Here is a 22059-nt window from a genome sequence, read left to right as displayed (position 1 = left end):
CGGCATGGCGCTGACCGGTATCCTGCTGGCGGCCGGGCGCGGCAAGCGCTTCGACCCGTCCGGGGTGGAAAACAAGCTGCTGCAGCGCGTCGCCGGGGAGCCGGTGGTGGCGGCCAGCGCGCGCAATATGCTGGCCGCGCTGCCGCGCGTGCTGGCCGTGGTGCGGCCCGGCGACGATCGCGTGGCCGTGCTGCTGGGTCGCCTGGGCTGCGAAGTGCGCGTGTGTGCAGACGCCGACCTGGGCATGGGCGAATCGTTGGTCACGGCCATCGACTACACGCGCGGCGCCGAGGGCTGGCTGATCGGCCTGGGCGACATGCCTTGGGTGCGGCCCGCCACCATGCGCGCGCTCGCTGCCGCCATCGAGGACGGGGCCAACATCGCCGCGCCCGTGTACCAGGGCCGGCGCGGCAACCCGGTGGCGTTCAGCGCCTACCATTTACCATTGCTGCTGGCGCTCGACGGCGACCAGGGCGCGCGTGCCATCGTCCATAGCCACCCGGTGCACGAGGTGGCCGTGGACGACGACGGCGTGGTGCGCGACATCGACACCCGCGCCGATTTGACCGACTAAACCATCAGGACTGCGATGAAGAAAACCAGCAAAATCCCGGCCATTACCTACACCATCGTCGGCCACGACCTGGCGGCCCACCTGTTCCATGTGACCGTGACCGTGGCGGCACCGTCCGATACGGGGCAGGTGTTCGCGCTGCCGGCCTGGATACCCGGCAGTTACATGATCCGCGAATTTTCGCGCAACATCGTGCGCATCCGCGCCGAGTCCGACGGCGAGCCGGTGGCGCTGACCAAGCTCGACAAGCACAGCTGGCAGGCGGCGCCGCTGAAAAATCGTGCGGCGTCGCTCACGCTGCATTACGAAGTCTATGCCTGGGACCTGTCGGTGCGCGCTGCCCACCTGGACCGGAACCATGCGTTTTTCAACGGCACCAGCGTGTTCCTGCGCGTGCTGGGCCAGGAAGACACGCCGCACGTGGTCGACATCCTGCGCCCGGCCGATGCGGCAGCCGGTACCTGGCGCGTGGCCACCGCGCTGCCGGAACTGAAGGCCAAGCGCTATGGCTACGGCACCTATGTCGCTGCCAACTACGACGAACTGATCGATCACCCGGTGGAGCAGGGCGACTTCGCGCTGGCCAGCTTCAAGGCGCACGGCGTGCCGCACGACGTGGTGATCACCGGCCGCGTGCCCAACCTCGACCTGGCGCGCCTGTGCCGGGACCTGAAGCGCATCTGCGAAACCCAGATCGCCTTGTTCGAGCCGAAAACCAAAAAGGCGCCGATGGACCGCTATGTGTTCATGACCATGGCGGTCGGCGACGGCTACGGCGGCCTCGAACACCGGGCCTCCACCGCCCTGATCTGCAACCGCAGCGACCTGCCCACCACGGCCGCTGCCAACGGCGACATCGGCGACGGCTACCTGCAATACCTGGGCCTGTGCAGCCACGAGTATTTCCACACCTGGAACGTCAAGCGCATCAAGCCGGCCGCGTTCGCGCCGTACAACCTGCAGGTGGAAAACTATTCGCCGCTGCTGTGGCTATTCGAAGGGTTCACCAGCTACTACGACGACCTGATGCTGGTGCGCAGCGGCCTGATCGCCGAACCGGCGTATTTCAAACTGCTGGGCAAGACCATCGGCAGCGTGTTGCGCGGCAGCGGCCGCACCAAGCAAAGCGTGGCCGAATCGAGTTTCGACGCCTGGGGCAAGTACTACCGCCAGGATGAAAATGCGCCGAACGCCATCATCAGCTACTACACCAAGGGCGCGCTGATCGCGCTGGCGCTCGACCTCAGCATCCGCGCCAAGACCGGCGGCAAGCAGTCGCTCGACGATGTGATGCGCACCTTGTGGCAGCGCTATGGCCGCGACTTTTACCACGGCGGCGGCCGCGGTGTGACGCCGGCCGAGGTCGAGGCGCTGTTCGACGAGATCAGTGGCGGGCGCTTCAAGCCCTTCTTCGACAAGTACATCCGCGGCACCGAAGATGTCCCGCTGGCCAAGCTGCTGGCGCCGTTCGGCGTCAAATATGCGGACGAGCGCAAGTCGTCCAAGCCCAGCCTGGACGCCAACCTGGGCCGCGACGGCAACGACTGCAAGCTCAGCGTTGTGCACGAAAACGGCGCCGCCCACCTGGCCGGCCTGTCGGCCGGCGACCTGCTGGTGGCAGTCGACGGCTTGCGCGTCACCGCCACCAACCTCGAGGCCCTGCTGGCCCGCTACACGGTCGGCAGCACGGTGCACGTCCATGCGTTCCGCCGCGACGAGCTGATGACCTTTGACGTCGTGCTGCAGGGCGAGCGCGTGCCGGGCATTACGCTGACGCCCGATCCGGCGGCAAAGAAATCGGCCGGTCCGTTGCGGCCGAGTGCGGCGCGGTGAGACGGGTATTGTCGTTTAGTCATTGCTGCTGAAGCGGATGCGGGACGCTAGCGCGCGCTGCCCCATCGATACCTCAAGCACGTCGTACCCGCGAAGGCGGGTACCCAATTGCTGCCAAGGTCGTCGCCTCATTGTGCAAATTAGGCCCCCGCCTTCGTGGGGGCGACGATAGGGCGTCCTGTTTTACCGGCGACATTTCGACCAGGCTATGCCACATTCCGGCATATTTACGCCATCCATCAGCTTAAAACGCCGTGTGCCTGCCCGAGAGCGGGCAATCTCGGTCGCAAGAACCTCACCCGCCAGTCCGACATGCTGCTATCATGCGAATAATTCTCATTCGCTAAATGAAGCTCAGCATGGCTACTGCCCCGATTTCCCGCCGCGACATCGTCTCGCGTGCGCTCGCTGCCGTCGTCGGCGGCTATGCCTTCACCTGGGGCCTGGTGGCTTTCATCATGGCCGGGATGGTCGCTGCCGACATGGAGTTTCATGATGCCGAACACCTGTCTGCCATCATCGGCTTCCTGGCATTTCTGGTCATATTCGTGACGGCGTTCGGTGCCCGCCGCATCGGCCGCCTGTGGCTGGTGCTGGCCGGTGGCGCTGCCATCATGACCGCGGCGGCCACCCTGATCCAGAACCAGGTCGCATAAAAAGTCACATATAGAAGTCACTATCAGTCGTCATCCATTTACGGAGTTGTTCGATGCTGCAGAATTTCAGACAGTCGATGGCCTGGGTCCATACCTGGTTCGGACTGGCCCTCGGGTTCATCCTGATCGTCGTATTTTTCTTCGGTTCGCTGTCCGTGTTCGACCGCGAGATCGACCGCTGGGCCATCCCCGCATCGCGCTTCGCGCCGCAGCCGATGCCGTCGTTCGACCAGCTGATGCGTCCCGTGTTCGAGGACATGCAGCCGCTGCCCGATGCGCGCGCGCTGACCGCGCCGCTGGTCAACGGTCCGCTGCCTGAGCATTTCGACAAGGTGCGCAGCTGGTCTGCCTACACCACCCACCGCGACCCGGTGCTCACGCTGTACGCCGGCTACGAGGTACCGAACGCCAAGGATCCGGAAACCCTGATCTACGCCCAGCGCACCGTCGATCCGCGCACCGGGGCAGCCTTGCCGGACGACCGCCTCAAGGTCGGCAGCGGCTTTTTCTACCCGCTGCACTACAGCCTCACGCTGAACTGGAAAAACCTCGGCTACTGGATCGTCGGTTTTGCTGCGCTGATGATGCTGGTCGCGCTGGTTACCGGCGTGGTCATGCACCGCAAGATCTTCCGCGAGCTGTTTACCTTCCGTCCCCAAAAGACCACCCAGCGCAGCATGCTCGATCTGCACAACCTGACCGGCGTGGTCGCGCTGCCGTTCCACTTCTTCTTTGCGTTTACCGGCCTGGTGATCTTTGCCGCCATCTATTTCCCGGTCGGCCACACCCAGCTGCAGGCGCTGCACGACCAGCACGAGCAGCACGAGGCGCTGGAAACGGGGCTGCCGCACGACCCGGCCGGGGTACCTGCCAGGATGGCATCGGTGGACGCCATGGTGAAAGAGGCCCAACGCCGCTGGGCCGAAAAAGGCATGGCAGGCGACGTCGGTTTCCTCAACATCCAGCACGTGGGCGACGCCAACGCCTATGTCAGCATCTACCGCGCCGGCACCGACCGCATCGCGCTGACCGGCGAAGGGATCCACTTCAAGGCGTCGACCGGCACCGTGCTGCGCGAAGATCCGGCGCCGACCGCTGTCGGCCGCCTCAACGAATTCCTCACCGGCCTGCACCTGCAGCACTTCCGCCACTGGCTGCTGCGCTGGCTGTACGTGCTCGGGGGCCTGCTCGGCTGCGCCTGCATCGCCACCGGCTTCCTGTTCTTCGTCGAAAAGCGCAAGCGCCAGCACGCCAAGCAAGGCAGCAGCGGGGCGCGCATCGTCGATGCGCTGGGCGTGACCACGCTTACCGGCATGATGATCGCGGCGCTCGGCATCCTGATCGCCAACCGCCTGCTGCCGGACGTGATGCCGGCCGGCTGGCCGCTGCGCGGTGACATGGAACAGTACTGCTTCTGGGGCGCCTGGCTGCTGGCGATGCTGCACGCGTTCTGGCGCACGGCGCCGGTGGCCGAGGGCCGTATCGCCCCGGCCTGGCGCGAGCAATGCCTGGCGATCGCGCTGCTGGGCGTGGCCGCGCCGGTGCTGAACTGGGTCACCACCGGCGACCATTTGCTGCGCACCATCGGCGACGGCTACTGGCCGGTGGCCGGCGTCGACCTGTTCATGCTCGCGGGCGCGGCGCTGGCGGCATGGGCGGCGCGCCAGCTGCAACTGCGACAGGCGCGCGCCGGCAGCCCGATGTCAGTGAACCCCCCGGTGATGGAGGCAGGTCATGCCTGATGGATTGATGTTATTGCTGGCGCTGGCCGCCACCGTGATCGGCATGGGCTGGCTGGCCCTGTCGATGGACAACCACTGGCAGCAGGTGCGCGGCACTGCCGCCTGCCCGCCGGCCACGGCCCGCTCGCTGCGGATACTGGGCGCGCTGGCGCTGCTGGCGTCGCTGGTGCTGTGCCTGATGGTCGATGCAGCGTCGATGGCGTCGCTGGTCTGGGTGATGAGTGTGGCGTTGGCCACGGTGGTGGTGGCGTTGACGCTGACCTGGCGCGCCAGCGCCCTGGCGCCGCTGCTATGGTGGACCGGCCGCGCCTGAACCGGGCGGCCGGCGTGCGCGCTGCTGCCTAGTTGAACAGGCGCGCCAGCTCGGCGCCCGGGTCTTCCGCGCGCATGAACGCTTCGCCGACCAGGAAGGCGTGCACATTGGCTGCGCGCATGCGTTCGACGTCGGCCGCCACCATGATGCCGGACTCGGTGATCACCAGCTTGTCGGCGGGGATGCGGTCCAGCAGTCCCAGGGTATTTTCCAGCGACACCTCGAAGGTGCGCAGGTTGCGGTTGTTGATACCCAGCAGGCGCGTTTTCAGGCGCAGCGCGGCGGTCAGTTCGTCGCCGTCGTGGGTTTCCACCAGCACGCCCATGCCCAGCTCGTGGGCCACCGCTTCCATCTCCGCCATCAGGCCGTGATCGAGGGCCGAGACGATCAGGAGGATCGCATCGGCGCCCATCGCGCGCGCTTCGTAGATCTGGTAGATGTCGATCATGAAGTCCTTGCGCAGCACCGGCAGCGAGCACGCGGCGCGCGCCTGTTCCAGGTAGGCGCGCGAGCCCTGGAAGAACTGCTCGTCGGTCAGCACCGACAGGCAAGCCGAGCCGTTCTTTTCGTAGGTGCGGGCGATGTCGGCCGGGCGGAAGTCGGGGCGGATCACGCCTTTCGACGGCGACGCCTTCTTGATCTCGGTGATCACGCCGGCCTTGCCGGCATCGATCTTGGCGCGCAAGCTGGCCTCGAAACCGCGCAGGCCGGCGCGCAATGCGGTATCGGACTCGACCTCGTCGCGCAGGCTGGCCAGGCTGCGGTGACGTTTGGCGCTGGCCACTTCGTCGGCCTTTACGGCCAGGATCTTGTTGAGGATATCGGACATGGTTGACGCTCCCTTTCAGGTTGGATCGGATGACTGCCTGTGCGGCGGCGTTGTAACGGCAATGGTCTGCCGCCATGCTTGCGTACGGATCGGCTCACGCCGATGCACGGTTGCCCGCCGGCGCATGGTGGACCGGCGCCACCGGGCGGGGCAATGCGAAAGGGTCAGCGACCCTCCGCGGTGACGCCGCGCCGAGGTTAATCCCGGTTGGCCGCGCCCAGGTTCTGCGTGACCTGCACGAATTGCGCGACTTTTTTCAGCGCCTCGCCCGACGTGATCGCCGCGCGGGCGCGCTGCAGGCCGTCTTCGATCGAGCTGGCCACGCCGGCTGCGTACAGCGCGGTGCCGGCGTTGAGCGCGACGATGTCGAACGCCGGCCCCGGTTCGCCGCGCAGCGCTTCCATCATCTTCGCTTTCGAGTCGGCGGCGTCGGCCACTTTCAGGTTGCGGCTGGCGATCATCGGCAGGCCGAAGTCTTCCGGGTGGATTTCGTATTCGCGGATCTCGCCATCGACCAGTTCACCGATCATGGTGCCGGCGCCCAGCGACACTTCGTCCATGTTGTCGCGGCCATAGACCACGATCGCATGCTGGGCGCCGAGGCGCTGCAGCACCCGCACCTGGATCCCGACCAGGTCGGCGTGGAATACGCCCATCAGGATGTTGGGGGCGCCGGCCGGGTTGGTCAGCGGTCCCAGGATATTGAAGATCGAGCGCACGCCGAGTTCGCGGCGCACGGGCGCCACGTGGCGCATGGCCGCGTGGTGGTTGGGCGCGAACATGAAGCCGATGCCGGTCTGCGCGATCGATTGCGCGATCTGCTCCGGTTGCAGATTGATGTTGGCGCCGAGCGCCTCGATCACGTCCGCGCTGCCCGATGACGACGACACGCTGCGCCCGCCATGCTTGGCCACGCGCGCGCCGGCAGCGGCGGCCACGAACATGGCGGTGGTGGAGATATTGAAGGTGTGGGCGCCGTCGCCGCCGGTGCCGACGATGTCGAGCAGGCCGGTGGTGTCGGCCATCGGCACCTTGGTGGAAAATTCGCGCATGACCTGGGCGGCGGCGGCGATCTCGCCGATGGTTTCCTTTTTCACGCGCAGGCCCATGGTCAGGGCCGCCACCATGGTCGGCGACATCTCGCCGGACATGATCTGCCGGAACAGGTGCAGCATCTCGTCGTGGAAAATCTCGCGGTGTTCGATACAGCGCAGCAGTGCTTCTTGGTGGGTAATGGCCATGACTAGTCTCTCGATGATTGCGCCGGTGAGCTTTGCTTAACGAACCAGGAAGTTCTTCAGCAAGGCGTGGCCGTGTTCGGACAGGATCGACTCGGGGTGGAACTGCACGCCCTCGATGTCGTAATCCCTGTGCCGCACGCCCATGATTTCGCCGTCGTCGGTCCATGCCGTCACTTCGAGGCAGGCCGGCAGCGAGCTGCGCTCGATGGCCAGCGAGTGATAGCGGATTACCGTAAACGGCGAGGGCAGGTCCTTGAACACGCCCACGCCGGTATGGGCGATCAGAGAGGTTTTGCCATGCATGACCTGCTTGGCGCGGATCACCTTGCCGCCGAACGCTTCGCCGATGGCCTGGTGGCCGAGGCACACGCCGAGGATCGGCTTCTTGCCGGCGAAGTGCTTGAGCACCGCGACCGAAATGCCGGCCTGGGCCGGGTCTTTCGGGCCGGGCGAGATGCAGATGCGGTCGGGGTTCAGCGCTTCGATCTGTTCGAGCGTGATTTCGTCGTTGCGGTACACGCGCACATCTTCGCCCAGTTCGCCGAAGTACTGGACGATGTTGTAGGTGAAGGAGTCGTAGTTGTCGATCATCAGCAGCATGTCAGAACTCCCCGTCCAGGCCATCTTGTACTTGTTCGGCAGCGCGCAGCACGGCGCGCGCCTTGGCTTCGGTTTCCTGCCATTCCATTTCGGCGACCGAGTCGGCGACGATGCCGGCTGCAGCCTGCACGTACAACATGCCATCCTTGATCACGCCGGTGCGAATCGCAATCGCCACATCCATCTCGCCGCCGAACGACAGGTAGCCGCAGGCGCCGCCGTAGATGCCGCGCTTGGAAATTTCGAGCTCGTCGATCACTTCCATGGCGCGCACCTTCGGCGCGCCGGTGAGCGTACCGGCCGGGAAGGTGGCGCGCAGCACGTCCAGGTTCGACAGGCCTTTTTTCAGCTTGCCCTCGACGTTGGAGACGATGTGCTGCACGTGCGAGTATTTTTCGATCACCAGGCGGTCGGTGACCTTGACGCTGCCGGTGTCGGCAATGCGGCCCAGGTCATTGCGCGCCAGGTCGATCAGCATCACGTGTTCGGCGATCTCTTTCGGATCGGCCAGCAGCTCGGTCGCCAGTTCGGCGTCGCGCTCGGGCGTGGCGCCGCGCGGACGGGTGCCGGCGATCGGGCGCAGCGTGACCTTTTTTTCGCCGTCAGGCAGTGTTTCGTTGCGCACCAAAATTTCGGGCGACGCGCCGACGATCTGCATGTCGCCGAAATTGTAGAAGTACATATACGGCGACGGATTCAGCGAACGCAGCGCGCGGTACAGCGACAGCGGCGCATCGACGTAGGGCTTGCGCAGCCGCTGGCCGATCTGCACCTGCATCAGGTCGCCGGCCATCACGTATTCGTGGGCGCGGGCTACCGCCTTCAGATAATCTTCCTTGGCAAAGTCGCGCGTGATCTCGGTGCGCACCGAAGCACTGGTGACCGGTGCTTCCACGCCCCGGCGCAGCATCATGCGCAAGTCTTTCAGACGCTGGCGCGCCTTGCTGAACGACTCGGGCTGCGTGGTGTCGGCATACACGATCAGATACAGCTTGCCGGATAGGTTGTCGATCACCGCCAGTTCTTCGGTCACCATCAGCTGGATGTCGGGCAGGCCGAGGTCGTCCTTGGGGCGCTGCGGCGAATTGGCCAGGGTTTTCTCGATGTGGCGCACGGTGTCGTAGCCGAAGTAGCCGGCCAAGCCGCCGCAAAAGCGCGGCATGCCGGGGCGCACCGCGACCTTGAAACGCTGCTGATAGGTCTCGATGAAGTCGAGCGGGTTGCCGTCGTGGGTTTCGATGACGGCGCCGTTCTTGACGATCTCTGTGCGGTTGCCGAAGCTGCGCAGCACGGTGTTGGCCGGCAGGCCGATGAACGAGAAGCGGCCGAAGCGCTCGCCGCCCACCACCGATTCGAGCAGGAAGGTGTTCTTGCCGGTGTTCTGGGACTGGGCCAGTTTCAGGTACAGCGTGAGCGGGGTTTCGAGATCGGCAAATGCTTCCGCGATCAGCGGGATGCGGTTGTAGCCTTCGTTGGCCAGCGATTTGAATTCGAGTTCGGTCATCAAGGTTCTCCAGGGCGCCGCGCGGTCATGTGCATGAAAGGGGGCGGCGCTGATCAAAAAACCTGCCGTGCAGCGGTGCGCACGGCAGCAATACGGCTCGGGCGATCAGCCCTGCCAGGATTGCCAGCGTCGCCAAAGCCAGGCCTCAATCGAGGCAGCTTGGTTGACGGTGTGTTTTTTGGTGAGAGACATTGCGGTCAGTGGTTCAGGTCAGTGGTTCACTAAATAGGTGAAGCAGGCGTCGTTTGCGAGCGTATCAGCTCGGCTGCTTCCAGCAGCGAACCCACTATACCATCGGAATCAATATCCTGTACAGATACGCCGTGATTGTAACCGTACGGTACCGTCAGTACCGGGCAACCCGCAGCCCGGGCCGCTTGCGCGTCGTTCGACGAGTCGCCGATTGCCACCACCTGCGCCGGCTGCAGGCCGAAATCGGCGCACACGGTCAGCAACGGCAGCGGGTCCGGTTTCTTGCGCGCCAGCGAGTCGCCGCCGTACACGAGCGCGAAGAAACGGTCGAGGCCCTTCTGCGCCAGCAGCGGGGTGGTAAACGCGATCGGCTTGTTGGTCACGCAGGCCAGGCGCAGGCCGGCCGCTTGCATCGCCTGCAGGCCTGCCGTCACGCCCGGGTACACGGTGCTGTGCTGGCCGTTGATGGCCAGGTAGTGGCGCTGGTAGGCCTCCATCGCCACGTTGAAGCGCGCTTCCACCGGCGGCGACTGCGGCGCTTCGTTTAACTGCAGCGCCAGCACGGCGCGGATCAGGTTTTCCGACCCCTTACCCACCATCACCGCGATCTGCGCGCGCGTCACCGGCGGCAGGTCCAGCTCGGCCAGCATGGCGGCAAGCGCCACGTGGAAGTCGGGGAGGGTGTCGAGCATGGTGCCATCGAGGTCGATGATCGCTGCGCGGATGCCGGACAGCACGGTCATCTTATGCTCCAACCTTGGCCAGGTTGGCGCGCATGGCGTCGATCACGGCCTTGTAGTCGGGCTTGCCGAAGATGGCCGAGCCGGCCACGAAGGTGTCGGCGCCGGCAGCGGCGGCCTCGGCGATATTGTCGATCTTGATGCCGCCGTCGACTTCGAGCATGATGTCGCGGCCCGAGGCATCGATCAGGCGGCGCGCCTCGGCGATTTTCTTCAGCGCCTGCGGAATGAAGGACTGGCCGCCGAAGCCCGGATTGACCGACATGATCAGGATGATGTCGATCTTGTCCATCACGTGTTCGAGATAGCTGAGCGGCGTGGCCGGATTGAACACCAGGCCGGCCTTGCAGCCGTGGTCGCGGATCAGTTGCAGCGAGCGGTCGACGTGGTCCGACGCTTCCGGGTGGAAGGTGATGATGTTGGCGCCTGCCTTGGCGAAGTCGGGGATGATGCGGTCCACCGGCTTGACCATCAGGTGCACGTCGATCGGCACCTGCACGTGGGGACGGATCGCTTCGCACACCAGCGGACCGATGGTCAGGTTGGGAACATAATGGTTGTCCATCACGTCGAAGTGGATGATGTCGGCGCCTGCGGCGACGACGTTGCGCACTTCCTCGCCCAGGCGGGCGAAATCGGCGGACAGGATGCTGGGAGCGATGCGGTATTGGGTCATGACAGGGGCCGGGGGCGGGCGTAAAAAAGATCCGTCATTTTACGCCGGTCGCGGCCGCTGTGCCGATTTGGCGGCACAGCACGGCAATTACGGGATTTCTCCCACGTCCTCCTTGCATGCGGTGACGATTTGCGGTGCAATGAAGGTCTTGCACGCAATGACAATGTATCTATTAAGGAAAGTTGATGGCCACTTACGAATTCACTGTCTCGGTCAGAACCCAGTACCTGCCTGAACAGTCGGACCCGGAGCGCACGAGTTTCGTGTTCACCTATTCCATCACCATCAAGAATACCGGTACGGTGGCGGCGCAGCTGATCTCGCGCCACTGGATCATTACCGACGCCAACAACCACGTCGAGGAAGTGCGCGGCCTGGGCGTGGTCGGCCACCAGCCGCTGCTGCAACCGGGCGAGCAGTTCGAGTACACCAGCGGGTCGGCGCTGCAGACGCCGCAAGGCTCGATGGTCGGCGAATACTTCTGCGTGGCCGAAGACGGCCACCGCTTCGAAGCCAAGATCCCCGAATTCGTGCTGTCGCTGCCGCGCACCCTGCACTGATTGCTGCGCGCGTTACTGCCGGCGTTTTCCCTTGCGCCCGGGCTTGCTCCTGCCGTGGAACATCGTCCACCAGACCAGGAATACCAGCAGGCCCAGCGCCACGCACACTTCCAACAACAATATCCACATACCGACTCCCGATGAATGTTCCCCGCCGTAGTCTACTCGTTCCGGCGAGCCTCCCCCTGCTTGCCATGCTTGCCCTGGCCGCCTGTACGTCCACCCCGATTCCACCCGACCAGTCCGCCAAACCGGCGCCGACCGTGAAGCCGCCGCCGGCGGTGGTGCCGCCGGCCACCACGCCGGCCGCACCGGCCACTGCGGCCAAGCTGCAACTGGTGCCGTCCACGTTTGCCGCCTTGCCGGGCTGGGACCGCGATGACGTGCGCGCGGCCTGGCCTGCCTTCATGGCCTCGTGCACCACGCTGGCCAGACAGGCCAACTGGAAGGAGTCGTGCAGCATCGCCCGCACCGTCAACGGCAACGACGACCAGGCCATCCGCACCTTTTTCGAGGCCTTCATGGTGCCGCACCAGGTGGTTGCGCCCGATGGCGCCACCGACGGCCTGGTCACCGGCTACTACGAGCCGCTGCTGCGCGGCGCCCGCAAGAAGGGCGGGCCGTACCAGACCCCGCTCTACAAGGTACCCGACGATATGATCACCGTCGACCTGGCCAGCGTCTATCCCGACCTGAAAGGCATGCGCCTGCGGGGCAAGCTGGTGGGCAAGAAGCTGGTGCCGTATCCGAGCCGCGCCGAGATCGATACCGGCGAACTGAAGGGCAAGGAATTGCTGTGGGTCGACGATCCGGTGGAAGCGTTCTTCCTCGAAGTGCAGGGGTCGGGCCGGGTGCAGCTGACCGATACCCAGGAAACCGTGCGCGTGGCGTATGCCGACCAGAACGGCCATCCGTACAAATCGATCGGTAAATACCTGGTCGAAAAGGGTGAGCTGCGGCTGGACCAGGCGTCCGCGCAAGGCATCAAGGCCTGGATTGCCGGTCATCCGACCCGCATGCAGGAGCTGTTCAACGCCAACCCCAGCTATGTTTTCTTCAAGGAGGAGCGTCTGCCCGATCCGAAGGTGGGCCCGAAAGGCGCGCTGGGCGTGCCGCTCACGCCGCAGCGCTCGGTGGCGGTCGATCCCACCCAGCTGCCGCTGGGCGCGCCGATCTTCCTCAACACCACCCAGCCCAACACCGACGTGCCGATGCAGCGGCTGGTGATGGCGCAGGATACCGGCGGCGCCATCCGGGGCGCGATCCGCGTCGATTATTTCTTCGGCTTTGGCACCGAGGCGGCCGAGAATGCCGGCCGCATGAAGCAGCGCGGCAACGTGTGGGTGCTGCTGCCTAAGTAGCGCCGGCCAGTATCAGCGCAGCACCAGGACCGGCAGCGTGGTGTGCGACAGCACCTTGTCGGTCTGGCTGCCGAGCAGGAATTTGTCGAGCCCCGTGTGGCCGTGCGTGGCCATGATGATCAGGTCGCAGTTGAAGCGTTTCGAAGCTTCGATGATTTCCTCGAACGGCACGGTGGACGTGGAGATGATGCCTTCGAACGGCACGCCCGCGATATTGGCGGCGGCAGCCAGCTTGTCGATGTGCTCGCGCGCGGCATCCTGCATCTGCAGCGAAATATCGCCCACGTCGATGAGGCCGCCGGTGTCGCCGATCGGCGTCATCGCCATCGGTTGCACCACCGTGATGCCGACCATGCGGGCCTGGTGCAGCATGGCAAACTGCACTGCCGTGGCCGTGGCTTTTTCTGACAGCTCGGAGCCGTCGGTAGGGAAAAGTATCGATTTGAACATCTGGCGCTCCAGTTGGTATTTGATAACCATCAGCCTAATGTCTCGCCGCGTTTCCTGTCGCACGCTATACAATCCATCCCTGACCTATGCCACCGTGGAGAACATCATGCAACACGCACAGTATGCAGACCTGATCGTCGAAGTGCACGGCAAGACCGCGCTGATCCGCCTGAACCGTCCCAAGGCATTGAACGCGCTCAATGACAACATGATGAACGAACTTGGCGAAGCCTTGCGCCTTTTTGACGCCGATCCGGCGATCGGCTGCATCGTGCTCACCGGCAGCGACAAGGCGTTTGCGGCCGGCGCCGACATCGCCGCCATGGTCGATTACACGTACGCCGACACTTACCGCGACAATTACATCAGCCGTAACTGGGAGCATATCCTGCGCGTGCGCAAGCCGGTGATCGGCGCGGTGGCCGGATTTGCCCTGGGCGGCGGCTGCGAGCTGGCGATGATGTGCGACTTCGTGGTGGCGGCCGACAGCGCCAAGTTCGGCCAGCCCGAAATCAAGATCGGCGTGCCGCCCGGCGCCGGCGCCACCCAGCGCCTGCCGCGCGCCATCGGCAAGGCCAAGGCGATGGACTTGCTGCTGACCGCGCGCACCATCGATGCCGCCGAGGCCGAGCGCATCGGCCTGGTGTCGCGCGTGGTGCCGGCCGACAAGCTGATCGAGGAAGTGCTGGCGATCGCAGCGCACATCGCCGCCATGCCCACCTCGGTGGCGATGATGGTCAAGGACGCCGTCAACCGCGCCTTCGAAACCCCGCTGACCGACGGCGTGGCCTACGAGCGCCGCCTGTTCCAGGCCGCCTTCGGCACGCCGGCGCAAAAAGAAGGCATGCAGGCGTTCCTGGCCAAGCGCCCGGCCAATTTCGAAGGACTGTAATCTTGCAGAGCATGCGCATCCTGATCGTCGAAGACAATCCCGACATCCTGGCCAACCTGTACGCCTTCCTCGAACCCAAGGGCCATGTGCTCGACTCGGCCGCCAATGGCTATGCCGGACTGGCGCTGGCGGCCCAGCACGACTACGACGTGATGGTGCTTGACGTCATGCTGCCCGGCATGACGGGGCTGGAGCTGTGCCACAAGGTGCGCACCGAGCTGCGCCAGTCCACGCCGGTGCTGATGCTGACCGCGCGCGACACGGTGCAGGACAAGGTGGCCGGCTTCGACAGCGGCGCCGACGATTACCTGATCAAGCCGTTTTCGCTGGTCGAGCTCGAAGTGCGGCTGCACGCCCTGGTGCGCCGCGCGCGCGGGCAGACTGCCGGCGCTGCCGTGCTGACGGTCGGCGATCTGCGCTTCGATACGGAAAAATTCGAGGTCGAGCGCGCCGGCACGCCGCTGGTGCTGACCCGGACCGGCTACATCATCCTCAAGTGCCTGATGAGCCAGGCGCCCAAGCTGGTGCCGCGCGACATGCTGGAACAGCAGGTCTGGGGCGACGACCGTCCCGACAGCGACGCCCTGCGCACGCACATCCATGCGCTGCGCCAGGTGCTCGACAAACCCTTCGACTTTGCCATGCTGCGCACCGTGTCCGGCATCGGCTATAAACTGCTTGCCACCGATGCTGCCCTCGCCAAAAATTAAATCGCTGCGCCGCCGCATCGTCATTGCCTACCTGCTGTTTGCTGCCGTTGCCAGCCTGTTTTTCGCCATCATTGCCGCCGTGGCGGTCGAAGGCATCGAGGTCAAGCTGGTCGACGAGCGGCTCGAGGAAGTGGCGGCCTGGGCTGCGCCGCGCCAGGCCAGCGGCCTGCCGGTGGAAATGCCGGCCGGCCTGAGCTTCTTCCACGATGCCGAGATTCCGCAATCGCTGCGCGGCCTGCCGCAGGGCGCCAACGAGATCACGGTCGATGGCGTGGACCTGCACGTGCTGGCCGGGCGCGACCCGTCGGGCGACTACGTGGTGGTGGACCACGCCAGCGCCTACGACAAGATCGAGCTGGTCGTCTACAGCATGTTCGCGATCGGCTTTGCCGGCTTCCTGGTGTCGTCGCTGATGTTCGGCGCCTTCATCGGCAACAGCGTGGTACGCCCGATCATGGACCTGGCCACGGCCGTGCAGGCGCGCCGCACCGACCTGCCGCAGCAGGACAGCCAGGACGAGCTCGGCATCCTGGCCCGCGCGTTTGCCGCGCGCACCACCGAGCTGACCGAAGTGCTGGACCGCGAACGCTTCTTTACCGGCGACGTCAGCCACGAGTTGCGCACGCCGCTGACCGTGATCAGCGGCGCGGCCGAGGTGATCATGGCGCAGGCGCCCGGCAATCCGGCCATTCAGGCGGCCTCCGAGCGCATCTACCGCGCCGCGCGCGATGCGTCCGATTCGGTAGCAGTGCTGCTGCGCCTGGCGCGCTCGCCCGAACGGCTCGAAGCGACGCCGATTTCGGTGGCTGCCGTGGCCGCCGAGGAATGCGCACGCAGCCAGTCGCTGCTCGGCGACAAGCCGCTGACCTTGTCTTACGCGGGCGGGCCGGACTTCACCGTCACGGCTCCGCGCGAACTGATGATCGCCGCAGTCGGCAACCTGGTGCGTAACGCCTGCCTGTACACGGCGCAAGGCGAAGTAGTGGTGCGCCTGCAGGGGCGCTCGCTGTTCGTCGAAGACACGGGGCCCGGCCTGCCGCCGGCGGCGCGCGCGCGCGTGCTGCATGAGGCGGCCCCGGCCGGCACCAGCGGCTCGTCCGGCACCGGCCTGGGCCTGGGGCTGGTCCAGCGCATCTGCGCTTACCTGGACGCCAGCCTGCATTATTGCGAACGGGCAGGGGGCGGCAGCGTGTTCGAAATCCGCTTCCCGTCAATGTAAGTTGGTTTAACGCAATTTTAACAGGGCCGTGACGATGATTTGACTGGCAGGTTAGTAAGCTGGAGGCACACTTCCGGAGCCTCGTTTTGAACGTTTATCACCTGACCTTGCGCCTGCCACTGGCGCTGCGCACCAATGTATTGCCCCGACTGCGGGCAATCACCTTGCAGCCGCTGCAACTGACGCTGGCCGCCTCGGTGCTACTGGTGCTGGCCTACAACTTTGCTTTCTGGAAAACCTTTGTGCTGGCCACCGGCGGTTTCCAGCTGTCCAACATCCCGCTGTACCTGGGCGCGTTTGCCATGCTGGCGCTGGTGTTCAATGCCTGTTTGAGCCTGGTCGCCTTCCGCTACCTGCTCAAGCCGGTCCTGATTGTGCTGTTCTTCCTGACCGCAGGCGCCAGCTATTTCATCAACCGCTATGGCATCGCGATCGACGCCGCGATGGTCCAGAATGTGATGGAAACCGATGTCCACGAAGCAAAAGAGCTGCTGAGCTGGGATTTGCTGCTGTCCATGCTCTTGCTCGGCGCATTGCCGTCGCTGGCGGTGTACCACGTCCGGCTGCGCTATCCATCGGGATTCCGGGCGGTGGTCACCAATGCCATCGTGCTGCTGCTGTCGGTCTGCGCGGCAGGCGTGCTGATGATGACGTTCTTTAAAACCCTGGCCCCGGCCGTGCGCGAATACCGCGAAATGCGCTTTCTGCTGACGCCCACCAACGTGATCCAGGCAACCAACAGCTATGTCAAGCACCATTACGCCAAGCCGCTGGTGGTGGCGCCGATGGGCCGCGACGCCATGAAAGGCAAGCTGTGGTCGCAACCGCCCGACCATCCGGTGGCCGGTTTTCACGGGCCGCGCCGCACGGTCACCATCATGGTGGTGGGCGAAACCGCGCGCGCCATGAATTTTTCGCTCAATGGTTACCGCCGCGAGACCAACCCGCTGCTGTCGCATCAGGCCGGGCTGATCAATTTCAGGAATGTGCATTCATGCGGGACGGCCACCGCCATTTCCGTGCCCTGTCTATTTTCCGGCATGACTCGCGAAAATTATTCGGAAGACAAGGCCAAGGCCCAGGAAGGTTTGCTCGACGTGATCAGCCATGCCGGCATCGACGTGCTGTGGCGCGATAATAATTCCGGCTGCAAGGGCGCGTGCGACCGCGTGACGTTCGAGGACATGTCGCAGGTGACGCCCGGCGATCCGTTCTGCGGCAAGGACGAGTGCTACGACGAGCGCATGCTGCAAGGTTTGCCTGACATCATCCGCAACGCCAAGCGTGACCTGGTGATCGTGCTGCACCAGAAGGGCAGCCATGGACCGGCCTACTGGAAGCGCTACCCGCCGGCGTTCCAGCGTTTCGGCCCGGTCTGCGAGAGCAACGAACTGGAAAAATGTTCGCGCGAGTCGATTGTCGCAGCCTATGACAATACCATCTTGTACACCGATGATTTCCTCAGCAAGACCATCGACCTGCTGCGCGCTGCCGGTGCCGAAAACAATGTCGAGACCGCGATGATGTATTTCTCCGACCATGGCGAATCGCTGGGCGAAAAAAATATGTATTTGCACGGCGCGCCGTACATCATTTCGCCCGAAGAACAGCGGCATATTCCGTTCATGCTGTGGCTCGATCAAAACTTCCGCGACCGCTTCAATATCGACCAGCGCTGTCTGGAAGCGCGGCGCGACCAGGAGTTCTCGCACGACAATGTGTTCCACTCGTTCCTGGGCATGTTGAACATCAATACCGCCGTCTATAACCCGCAACTGGATATGTTCCATGCCTGTACCCTCGCCAACCAGCCTTGACGCCCACGCCCGACGCCCCCGCACCGCGCTGCTGCGGCCGGTGGAATGGGCCTTGCTGATTGCCGCGCTGCTGATACTGTGGATCGGCAATGTCACCGACATCGACCTGGCCCTGGCCGACGCCATGTTCGACCGCGCCCGCAATGTCTTTCCCTGGCAGCACGCGTGGCTGGCCGAGCGCTTCAATCACGAACTGCTGAAAACCGCGCTGCAACTGCTGGGCGTCACGGTAGTGGTAGTGACGCTCTGGGATCGCTTCAGGCCGTTTCGCAGCTGGACCATGGCGCGCCGCACGGGGATGCAGGTGCTGGCCTGGTCGGCGGTCCTGGTGCCGGCCGTGATCAGCCTGCTCAAACGCTTCAGCACCTCGCATTGTCCGTGGGACTTGCAGCGCTACGGCGGCAGCGAGCCCTATGTGCGGCTGCTGGAGATGATGCCTGCGGGCATACCATCCGGCCATTGCATGCCGGCCGGCCATGCCTCGAGCGCGCTGTGGCTGCTGGCGGTGGCCGTGTTCTGGCTGCCGGCGCGTCCGCGCATGGCGGCGGCGGTCGGCGCCATCATGCTGGCGTTCGGCTTTGCCGTCGGCTGGCTGCAGCAGCTGCGCGGCGCCCATTTCCTCACGCATACGCTGTGGTCGATCTGGGTAGCGGTCCTGATCGTCTATTTGCTGTATCGGATACTCGGCGCACGTAACAGGCGTGCGGCGTTGGCCTGATTGCATAAAGTACGTCACAATTCCCCGCATGACGTTGTTTGACTAATAACGGGGATTTCCATGAACGAGCAAATCGCGCGCGATGTGGTGATGGTCCGCGCCATCGAGACCACCGATCAGAACAAAGAAATTCTCAGCGAGGACGACCGCCTGTATGCCAGTCGCAGCGCGCGCGAACTGGCGCAGTGGCAAGCCTCCGGCAAGCATGCCGAAGTCACCGGCGACGACTTCCTGCAACAGCGCTCCGAGCTGCTGCTCAAACGCCTGGCCGAACGCAATCCCGCCTTTGCCAGCTTCGCCAGGCGCCGCTACGGTCTGCAGGGCCTGACCTGGGCGCTGCCGCTGCTGGCCCTGGTGCTGGGCGTGGCGCTGGACCGGATCACCGATCCGCATCGTGTCGATCTGCTGTCCGCGCCGCTGTTATTGATCCTGGCCTGGAACGTGGTGGTCTACCTTGGCTTGTTGATCAGCCTGTTCATCCCGTCGCGCACCCACGGCTGGCCCAAGGAGGGCATGGTACGCCGCCTGAGCGTGGGCAAACTGGCGCTGCCGCGCAAGATGCCGCCCGTGCTGTCCACCGCCTTGCTCAGCTTTATGGGCGAATGGGCACAGCTGAGCGCCAAACTGACGGCCGCGCGGCTCAACCGCACCATCCATTTGAGCGCAGCGCTGTTTTCCGTCGGCGCGGTCGCGTCGCTGTACGCGCGCGGCTTGCTGGCCCAGTACGGCGCCGGCTGGGAAAGCACCTTCCTCGATGCCGCGCAGGTACACAGCCTGCTGTCTTTCCTGTTCGCACCGGCGATGTTCGTATTTCATCTGCAAGGATTTACCCTGGCCGAGATCGAGGCGTTGCGCTTCCCGCAGACCACGGCGGCCGAGGGCGGGGCGCGTTGGGTGCATTTGTATGCAGCCACCATCTTCCTCATCGTCGTACTGCCACGCCTGCTGCTGGCGCTGGCCTACCACCTGCGGGCTGCGCATCTTGCCGCGCGTTTCCCGCTCGACCTCGACCATCCTTATTTCCGCCGGCTCAACGAGACCATCGGTGTTGCCAGCGGCGGCCTGTTGCGGGTCCTGCCCTACAGCTTTACGGTGGACGAGGCCCGTCACCAGGGCCTGGTGCAGGTGGCCGTGATGGCTTTCGGCGAGCAGGGCCGCATGATGTTGCGCCCGTCGAGCGCCTATGGCGAGGAGGCACGCGAAGTATTGCGCGAGGTCGATCTGACCGATCCCAACGTCAATATCACGGCGGTCCTGTTCAACCTCACGGCCACTCCCGAGAAGGAAAACCACGGCGCCTTCCTCGACTATCTGGTCAGGTCTTCTCCGCGCGGCATTGCCGTGCTGCTCGATGAGTCGAGCTACGTCGAGCGCACGGGCGACCATCCGGACGACCGCGCCCGCCTGGCCGAACGGGTGGCGCTGTGGCAGCAGTTCTGCCACTTCCATCATACGCGGGCCACGGTGGTCAACCTGCTCCATCCCGCCGCGCATCCGCTGCCTGCCGGCTTGCCGGTGTCGGCGCCGCAATGAGCGCGGCCATGCATCACGACGCGGTGCAGATCCAGTTTGCCCTGATTTCGCACACCAACAACGGCAAGACCACGCTGGCCCGCACGCTGGTGGGCGTCGATGTGGGCGAGGTGCGCGACGCTGCCCATGTCACCATCTTTGCCGAGTCGCATACCCTGCTGACCACGCCGCAAGGCGACTCCTTGCAACTGTGGGATACGCCCGGATTCGGCGACTCGGTCCGGTTGCTCAAGCGCCTGGGGCAGGGCGGCAATCCGATCGGCTGGTTTTTGCGCGAGGTGATCGACCGCTACCGCGACCGGCCGTTCTGGCTCAGCCAGCAGGCCATGCGCACGGCGCGCGAGTCGGCCGACCTGGTGCTGTACCTGGTCAATTCGTCGGAAGACCCGCGCGACACCGGCTACCTGCCGGCGGAAATGAAAATCCTCGAATGGCTGGACAAGCCGGTGGTCGTGCTGCTCAACCAGGTCGGCCGGCCACGCCCGCTGGCCGACGAACATGCCGAGCAGGAGCGCTGGCGCCAGCACCTGCGTCAGTATCCGGCCGTGCGCCAGGTACTGGCGCTCGATGCCTTTGCCCGTTGCTGGGTGCACGAGCGGGTGTTTTACGACACCGTCGGCAAACTGCTCGCGCCAGCCTTGCAGGCTGGCTATGCGCGCCTGTTTGCGACCTGGCAGGCGCGCAATGCTGAACGCTACGATCGCGCTGCGCAGTTGCTGGCAGCGCAACTGTCGACTGCTGCCTGCGACAGCGAACCGGTCGTGGAAGAAAACAGGAGCATGTTCAAGTCCGCGCTCAAGGTGGTCGGCATCGGCAAGAACGAGGAGCAGCAGCGCCAGGACCGCGCGATGGCGATGCTGGTGGCGCGCCTGAACCAGGTGTCGATCGAGAGTACGCGCGAATTGCTGATCCTGCACCAGCTCGACCCGACCGATGCCGGCAAGATCAACGAGCGCGTGCGCGAAAACTTTGCCGTGCGCGCACCGATCGACAAGGCGCAGGCCGGCCTGCTCGGCGCCATGTTGTCGGGCGCAGCGACCGGCCTGTCGGCCGATGTCATGGCTGGTGGCCTGACCCTGGGTGGCGGCGCCATCATCGGCGGCGTGGTGGGGGCGCTCACGTTTGCCGGCGCCGCATGGGGGTTTAACGCCAGCACCGATCGCAAGGTCGCTGCGGTCCAGTTTACCGACGCCTTCATGCGCAACCTGGTCGTGGTTGGCGTGTTGCGCTATCTGGCTGTCGCGCATTTCGGACGGGGACGCGGCAATTTCGTCGAGAACGAGGCGCCCGCGTTCTGGCAGGAAGAAGTGGAGCAGGTCGTCAACCAACACGACGCCGCACTGGTGGCGTTGTGGACCGATCTGCGGCGCGAAAAATCCGCCGTCGCAAGTAGCCGCGCTGCGGTACTGATCAAGCACATCATGTCCGCCGCCCTGGTGCGACTGTATCCGGACGCCGCCGGCACCTTCTGAAAAAAGTCCCTTGCCAAGCCGGTTCCGGCTTGGCTATAATTCGCCCCCTCGCAGAACAACACACGCCAATGTGAAGTGAAGCAGGAAAAAAAGAAGGTTGACGTAAGCAGCGAAACGCTTCATACTCTCCTTCTCGCTGACAAACAAAACGATTTGTCAAGTGCGAAAGTCACAAGAGTTCGGTTCTTTAAAAATTAACAGTCGATAAGTGTGGNTAACTTATCAAATGTTCACAAGAAGTAATGAAATAGGCGCTATGAAAATAGTGGCCTGTCAGTATTTTGAGTGAGCGACCCGTCGCAAGACGGTGCCGAGAAATCGGCAAACAACAGAGATTAAACTGAAGAGTTTGATCCTGGCTCAGATTGAACGCTGGCGGCATGCCTTACACATGCAAGTCGAACGGCAGCGCGGGGCAACCTGGCGG

At 64.5% G+C, this 22059-nt stretch carries 21 protein-coding genes and 1 rRNA gene; 15 read left to right on the top strand and 7 right to left on the bottom strand.

Annotated features, from left to right (window positions below; translation table 11 throughout):
* Positions 1–4 precede the first annotated feature (4 nt).
* The 5 genes from ASF61_RS16935 (at position 5) to ASF61_RS16915 (ending at position 5118) form a co-directional block, all read left to right on the top strand.
* Complete coding sequence (locus tag ASF61_RS16935; protein ID WP_056158338.1) at positions 5–574, top strand: NTP transferase domain-containing protein; 570 nt, start codon at positions 5–7, stop codon at positions 572–574.
* 15 nt (positions 575–589) lie between these two features.
* Positions 590–2407 carry a M61 family metallopeptidase gene (locus ASF61_RS16930; protein ID WP_056158333.1) on the top strand — a complete coding sequence of 606 codons (1818 nt, stop codon included), beginning with the start codon at positions 590–592 and terminating at the stop codon, positions 2405–2407.
* 359 nt (positions 2408–2766) lie between these two features.
* Entirely contained in the window at positions 2767–3063 is a 297-nt protein-coding gene (locus ASF61_RS16925; protein WP_056158944.1) for a hypothetical protein, read from the top strand.
* Between the two features lie 53 nt (positions 3064–3116).
* Complete coding sequence (locus ASF61_RS16920) at positions 3117–4805, top strand: PepSY domain-containing protein (protein ID WP_056158332.1); 1689 nt, start codon at positions 3117–3119, stop codon at positions 4803–4805.
* Positions 4798–5118, top strand: a complete 321-nt coding sequence (locus tag ASF61_RS16915) for a DUF3325 family protein (protein WP_056158329.1) — start codon at positions 4798–4800, stop codon at positions 5116–5118. Before ASF61_RS16920 ends, ASF61_RS16915 begins: the two co-directional genes overlap by 8 nt.
* Positions 5119–5146: 28 nt before the next feature.
* Here the strand turns inward: ASF61_RS16915 and trpC are convergent, their stop codons facing one another.
* The 6 genes from trpC to rpe form a co-directional block, all read right to left on the bottom strand.
* Positions 5147–5947 carry an indole-3-glycerol phosphate synthase TrpC gene (trpC, locus tag ASF61_RS16910; RefSeq protein ID WP_056158324.1) on the bottom strand — a complete coding sequence of 267 codons (801 nt, stop codon included), beginning with the start codon at positions 5945–5947 and terminating at the stop codon, positions 5147–5149.
* A gap of 197 nt (positions 5948–6144) precedes the next feature.
* Positions 6145–7188, bottom strand: a complete 1044-nt coding sequence (gene trpD, locus ASF61_RS16905) for an anthranilate phosphoribosyltransferase (protein ID WP_056158321.1) — start codon at positions 7186–7188, stop codon at positions 6145–6147.
* 36 nt (positions 7189–7224) lie between these two features.
* A complete protein-coding gene (locus tag ASF61_RS16900) occupies positions 7225–7788 on the bottom strand; it encodes an aminodeoxychorismate/anthranilate synthase component II (RefSeq protein ID WP_056158317.1) in 564 nt (187 codons plus the stop codon).
* Between the two features lies 1 nt (position 7789).
* Positions 7790–9292 (bottom strand): anthranilate synthase component I, encoded by a 1503-nt coding sequence (gene trpE, locus ASF61_RS16895; protein ID WP_056158314.1) that lies wholly within the window; start codon positions 9290–9292, stop codon positions 7790–7792.
* 221 nt (positions 9293–9513) lie between these two features.
* Positions 9514–10227 (bottom strand): phosphoglycolate phosphatase, encoded by a 714-nt coding sequence (locus tag ASF61_RS16890; protein ID WP_056158311.1) that lies wholly within the window; start codon positions 10225–10227, stop codon positions 9514–9516.
* Position 10228: 1 nt separating this feature from the next.
* A complete protein-coding gene (rpe, locus tag ASF61_RS16885; RefSeq protein ID WP_056158307.1) occupies positions 10229–10900 on the bottom strand; it encodes a ribulose-phosphate 3-epimerase in 672 nt (223 codons plus the stop codon).
* Positions 10901–11085: 185 nt separating this feature from the next.
* On the opposite strand from rpe, the gene apaG reads away from it, so the two are divergent.
* Together apaG and ASF61_RS16875 are read left to right on the top strand one after the other, a co-directional pair.
* Positions 11086–11460 carry a Co2+/Mg2+ efflux protein ApaG gene (apaG, locus tag ASF61_RS16880; RefSeq protein WP_056158305.1) on the top strand — a complete coding sequence of 125 codons (375 nt, stop codon included), beginning with the start codon at positions 11086–11088 and terminating at the stop codon, positions 11458–11460.
* Between the two features lie 194 nt (positions 11461–11654).
* Positions 11655–12821 carry a murein transglycosylase A gene (locus ASF61_RS16875; RefSeq protein WP_082491773.1) on the top strand — a complete coding sequence of 389 codons (1167 nt, stop codon included), beginning with the start codon at positions 11655–11657 and terminating at the stop codon, positions 12819–12821.
* 12 nt (positions 12822–12833) lie between these two features.
* Here ASF61_RS16875 and ASF61_RS16870 read toward each other — a convergent pair whose 3' ends face one another.
* Positions 12834–13271 carry a universal stress protein gene (locus ASF61_RS16870; RefSeq protein WP_056158941.1) on the bottom strand — a complete coding sequence of 146 codons (438 nt, stop codon included), beginning with the start codon at positions 13269–13271 and terminating at the stop codon, positions 12834–12836.
* Positions 13272–13377: 106 nt separating this feature from the next.
* On the opposite strand from ASF61_RS16870, the gene ASF61_RS16865 reads away from it, so the two are divergent.
* The 8 genes from ASF61_RS16865 to ASF61_RS16830 form a co-directional block, all read left to right on the top strand.
* The gene (locus tag ASF61_RS16865; protein WP_056158299.1) at positions 13378–14163 is read left to right on the top strand and encodes an enoyl-CoA hydratase; all 786 of its coding nucleotides are present in this window, start codon (positions 13378–13380) and stop codon (positions 14161–14163) included.
* Between the two features lie 11 nt (positions 14164–14174).
* Positions 14175–14873 carry a response regulator transcription factor gene (locus ASF61_RS16860; RefSeq protein WP_056158938.1) on the top strand — a complete coding sequence of 233 codons (699 nt, stop codon included), beginning with the start codon at positions 14175–14177 and terminating at the stop codon, positions 14871–14873.
* Complete coding sequence (locus tag ASF61_RS16855) at positions 14851–16092, top strand: HAMP domain-containing sensor histidine kinase (RefSeq protein ID WP_056158296.1); 1242 nt, start codon at positions 14851–14853, stop codon at positions 16090–16092. The genes ASF61_RS16860 and ASF61_RS16855 overlap by 23 nt, the downstream gene beginning before the upstream one ends.
* An 86-nt stretch (positions 16093–16178) precedes the next feature.
* Complete coding sequence (locus ASF61_RS16850) at positions 16179–17909, top strand: phosphoethanolamine transferase (RefSeq protein WP_082491772.1); 1731 nt, start codon at positions 16179–16181, stop codon at positions 17907–17909.
* Positions 17881–18627, top strand: a complete 747-nt coding sequence (locus tag ASF61_RS16845) for a phosphatase PAP2 family protein (RefSeq protein ID WP_082491771.1) — start codon at positions 17881–17883, stop codon at positions 18625–18627. The genes ASF61_RS16850 and ASF61_RS16845 overlap by 29 nt, the downstream gene beginning before the upstream one ends.
* A 60-nt stretch (positions 18628–18687) precedes the next feature.
* The gene (locus tag ASF61_RS16840) at positions 18688–20160 is read left to right on the top strand and encodes a DUF2868 domain-containing protein (protein ID WP_056158288.1); all 1473 of its coding nucleotides are present in this window, start codon (positions 18688–18690) and stop codon (positions 20158–20160) included.
* Positions 20161–20168: 8 nt separating this feature from the next.
* Positions 20169–21632 carry a GTPase domain-containing protein gene (locus ASF61_RS16835; RefSeq protein ID WP_056158933.1) on the top strand — a complete coding sequence of 488 codons (1464 nt, stop codon included), beginning with the start codon at positions 20169–20171 and terminating at the stop codon, positions 21630–21632.
* 337 nt (positions 21633–21969) lie between these two features.
* Positions 21970–22059: ribosomal RNA gene (locus ASF61_RS16830) — 16S ribosomal RNA — on the top strand; the annotation flags it as partial.

The sequence above is a fragment of the Duganella sp. Leaf126 genome (genome assembly GCF_001423125.1).
Lineage (GTDB): Bacteria > Pseudomonadota > Gammaproteobacteria > Burkholderiales > Burkholderiaceae_D > Rugamonas.
The sequence above is the reverse complement of the archived record's forward strand: the minus strand, read 5'-3'. Positions and strand labels throughout refer to the sequence as shown.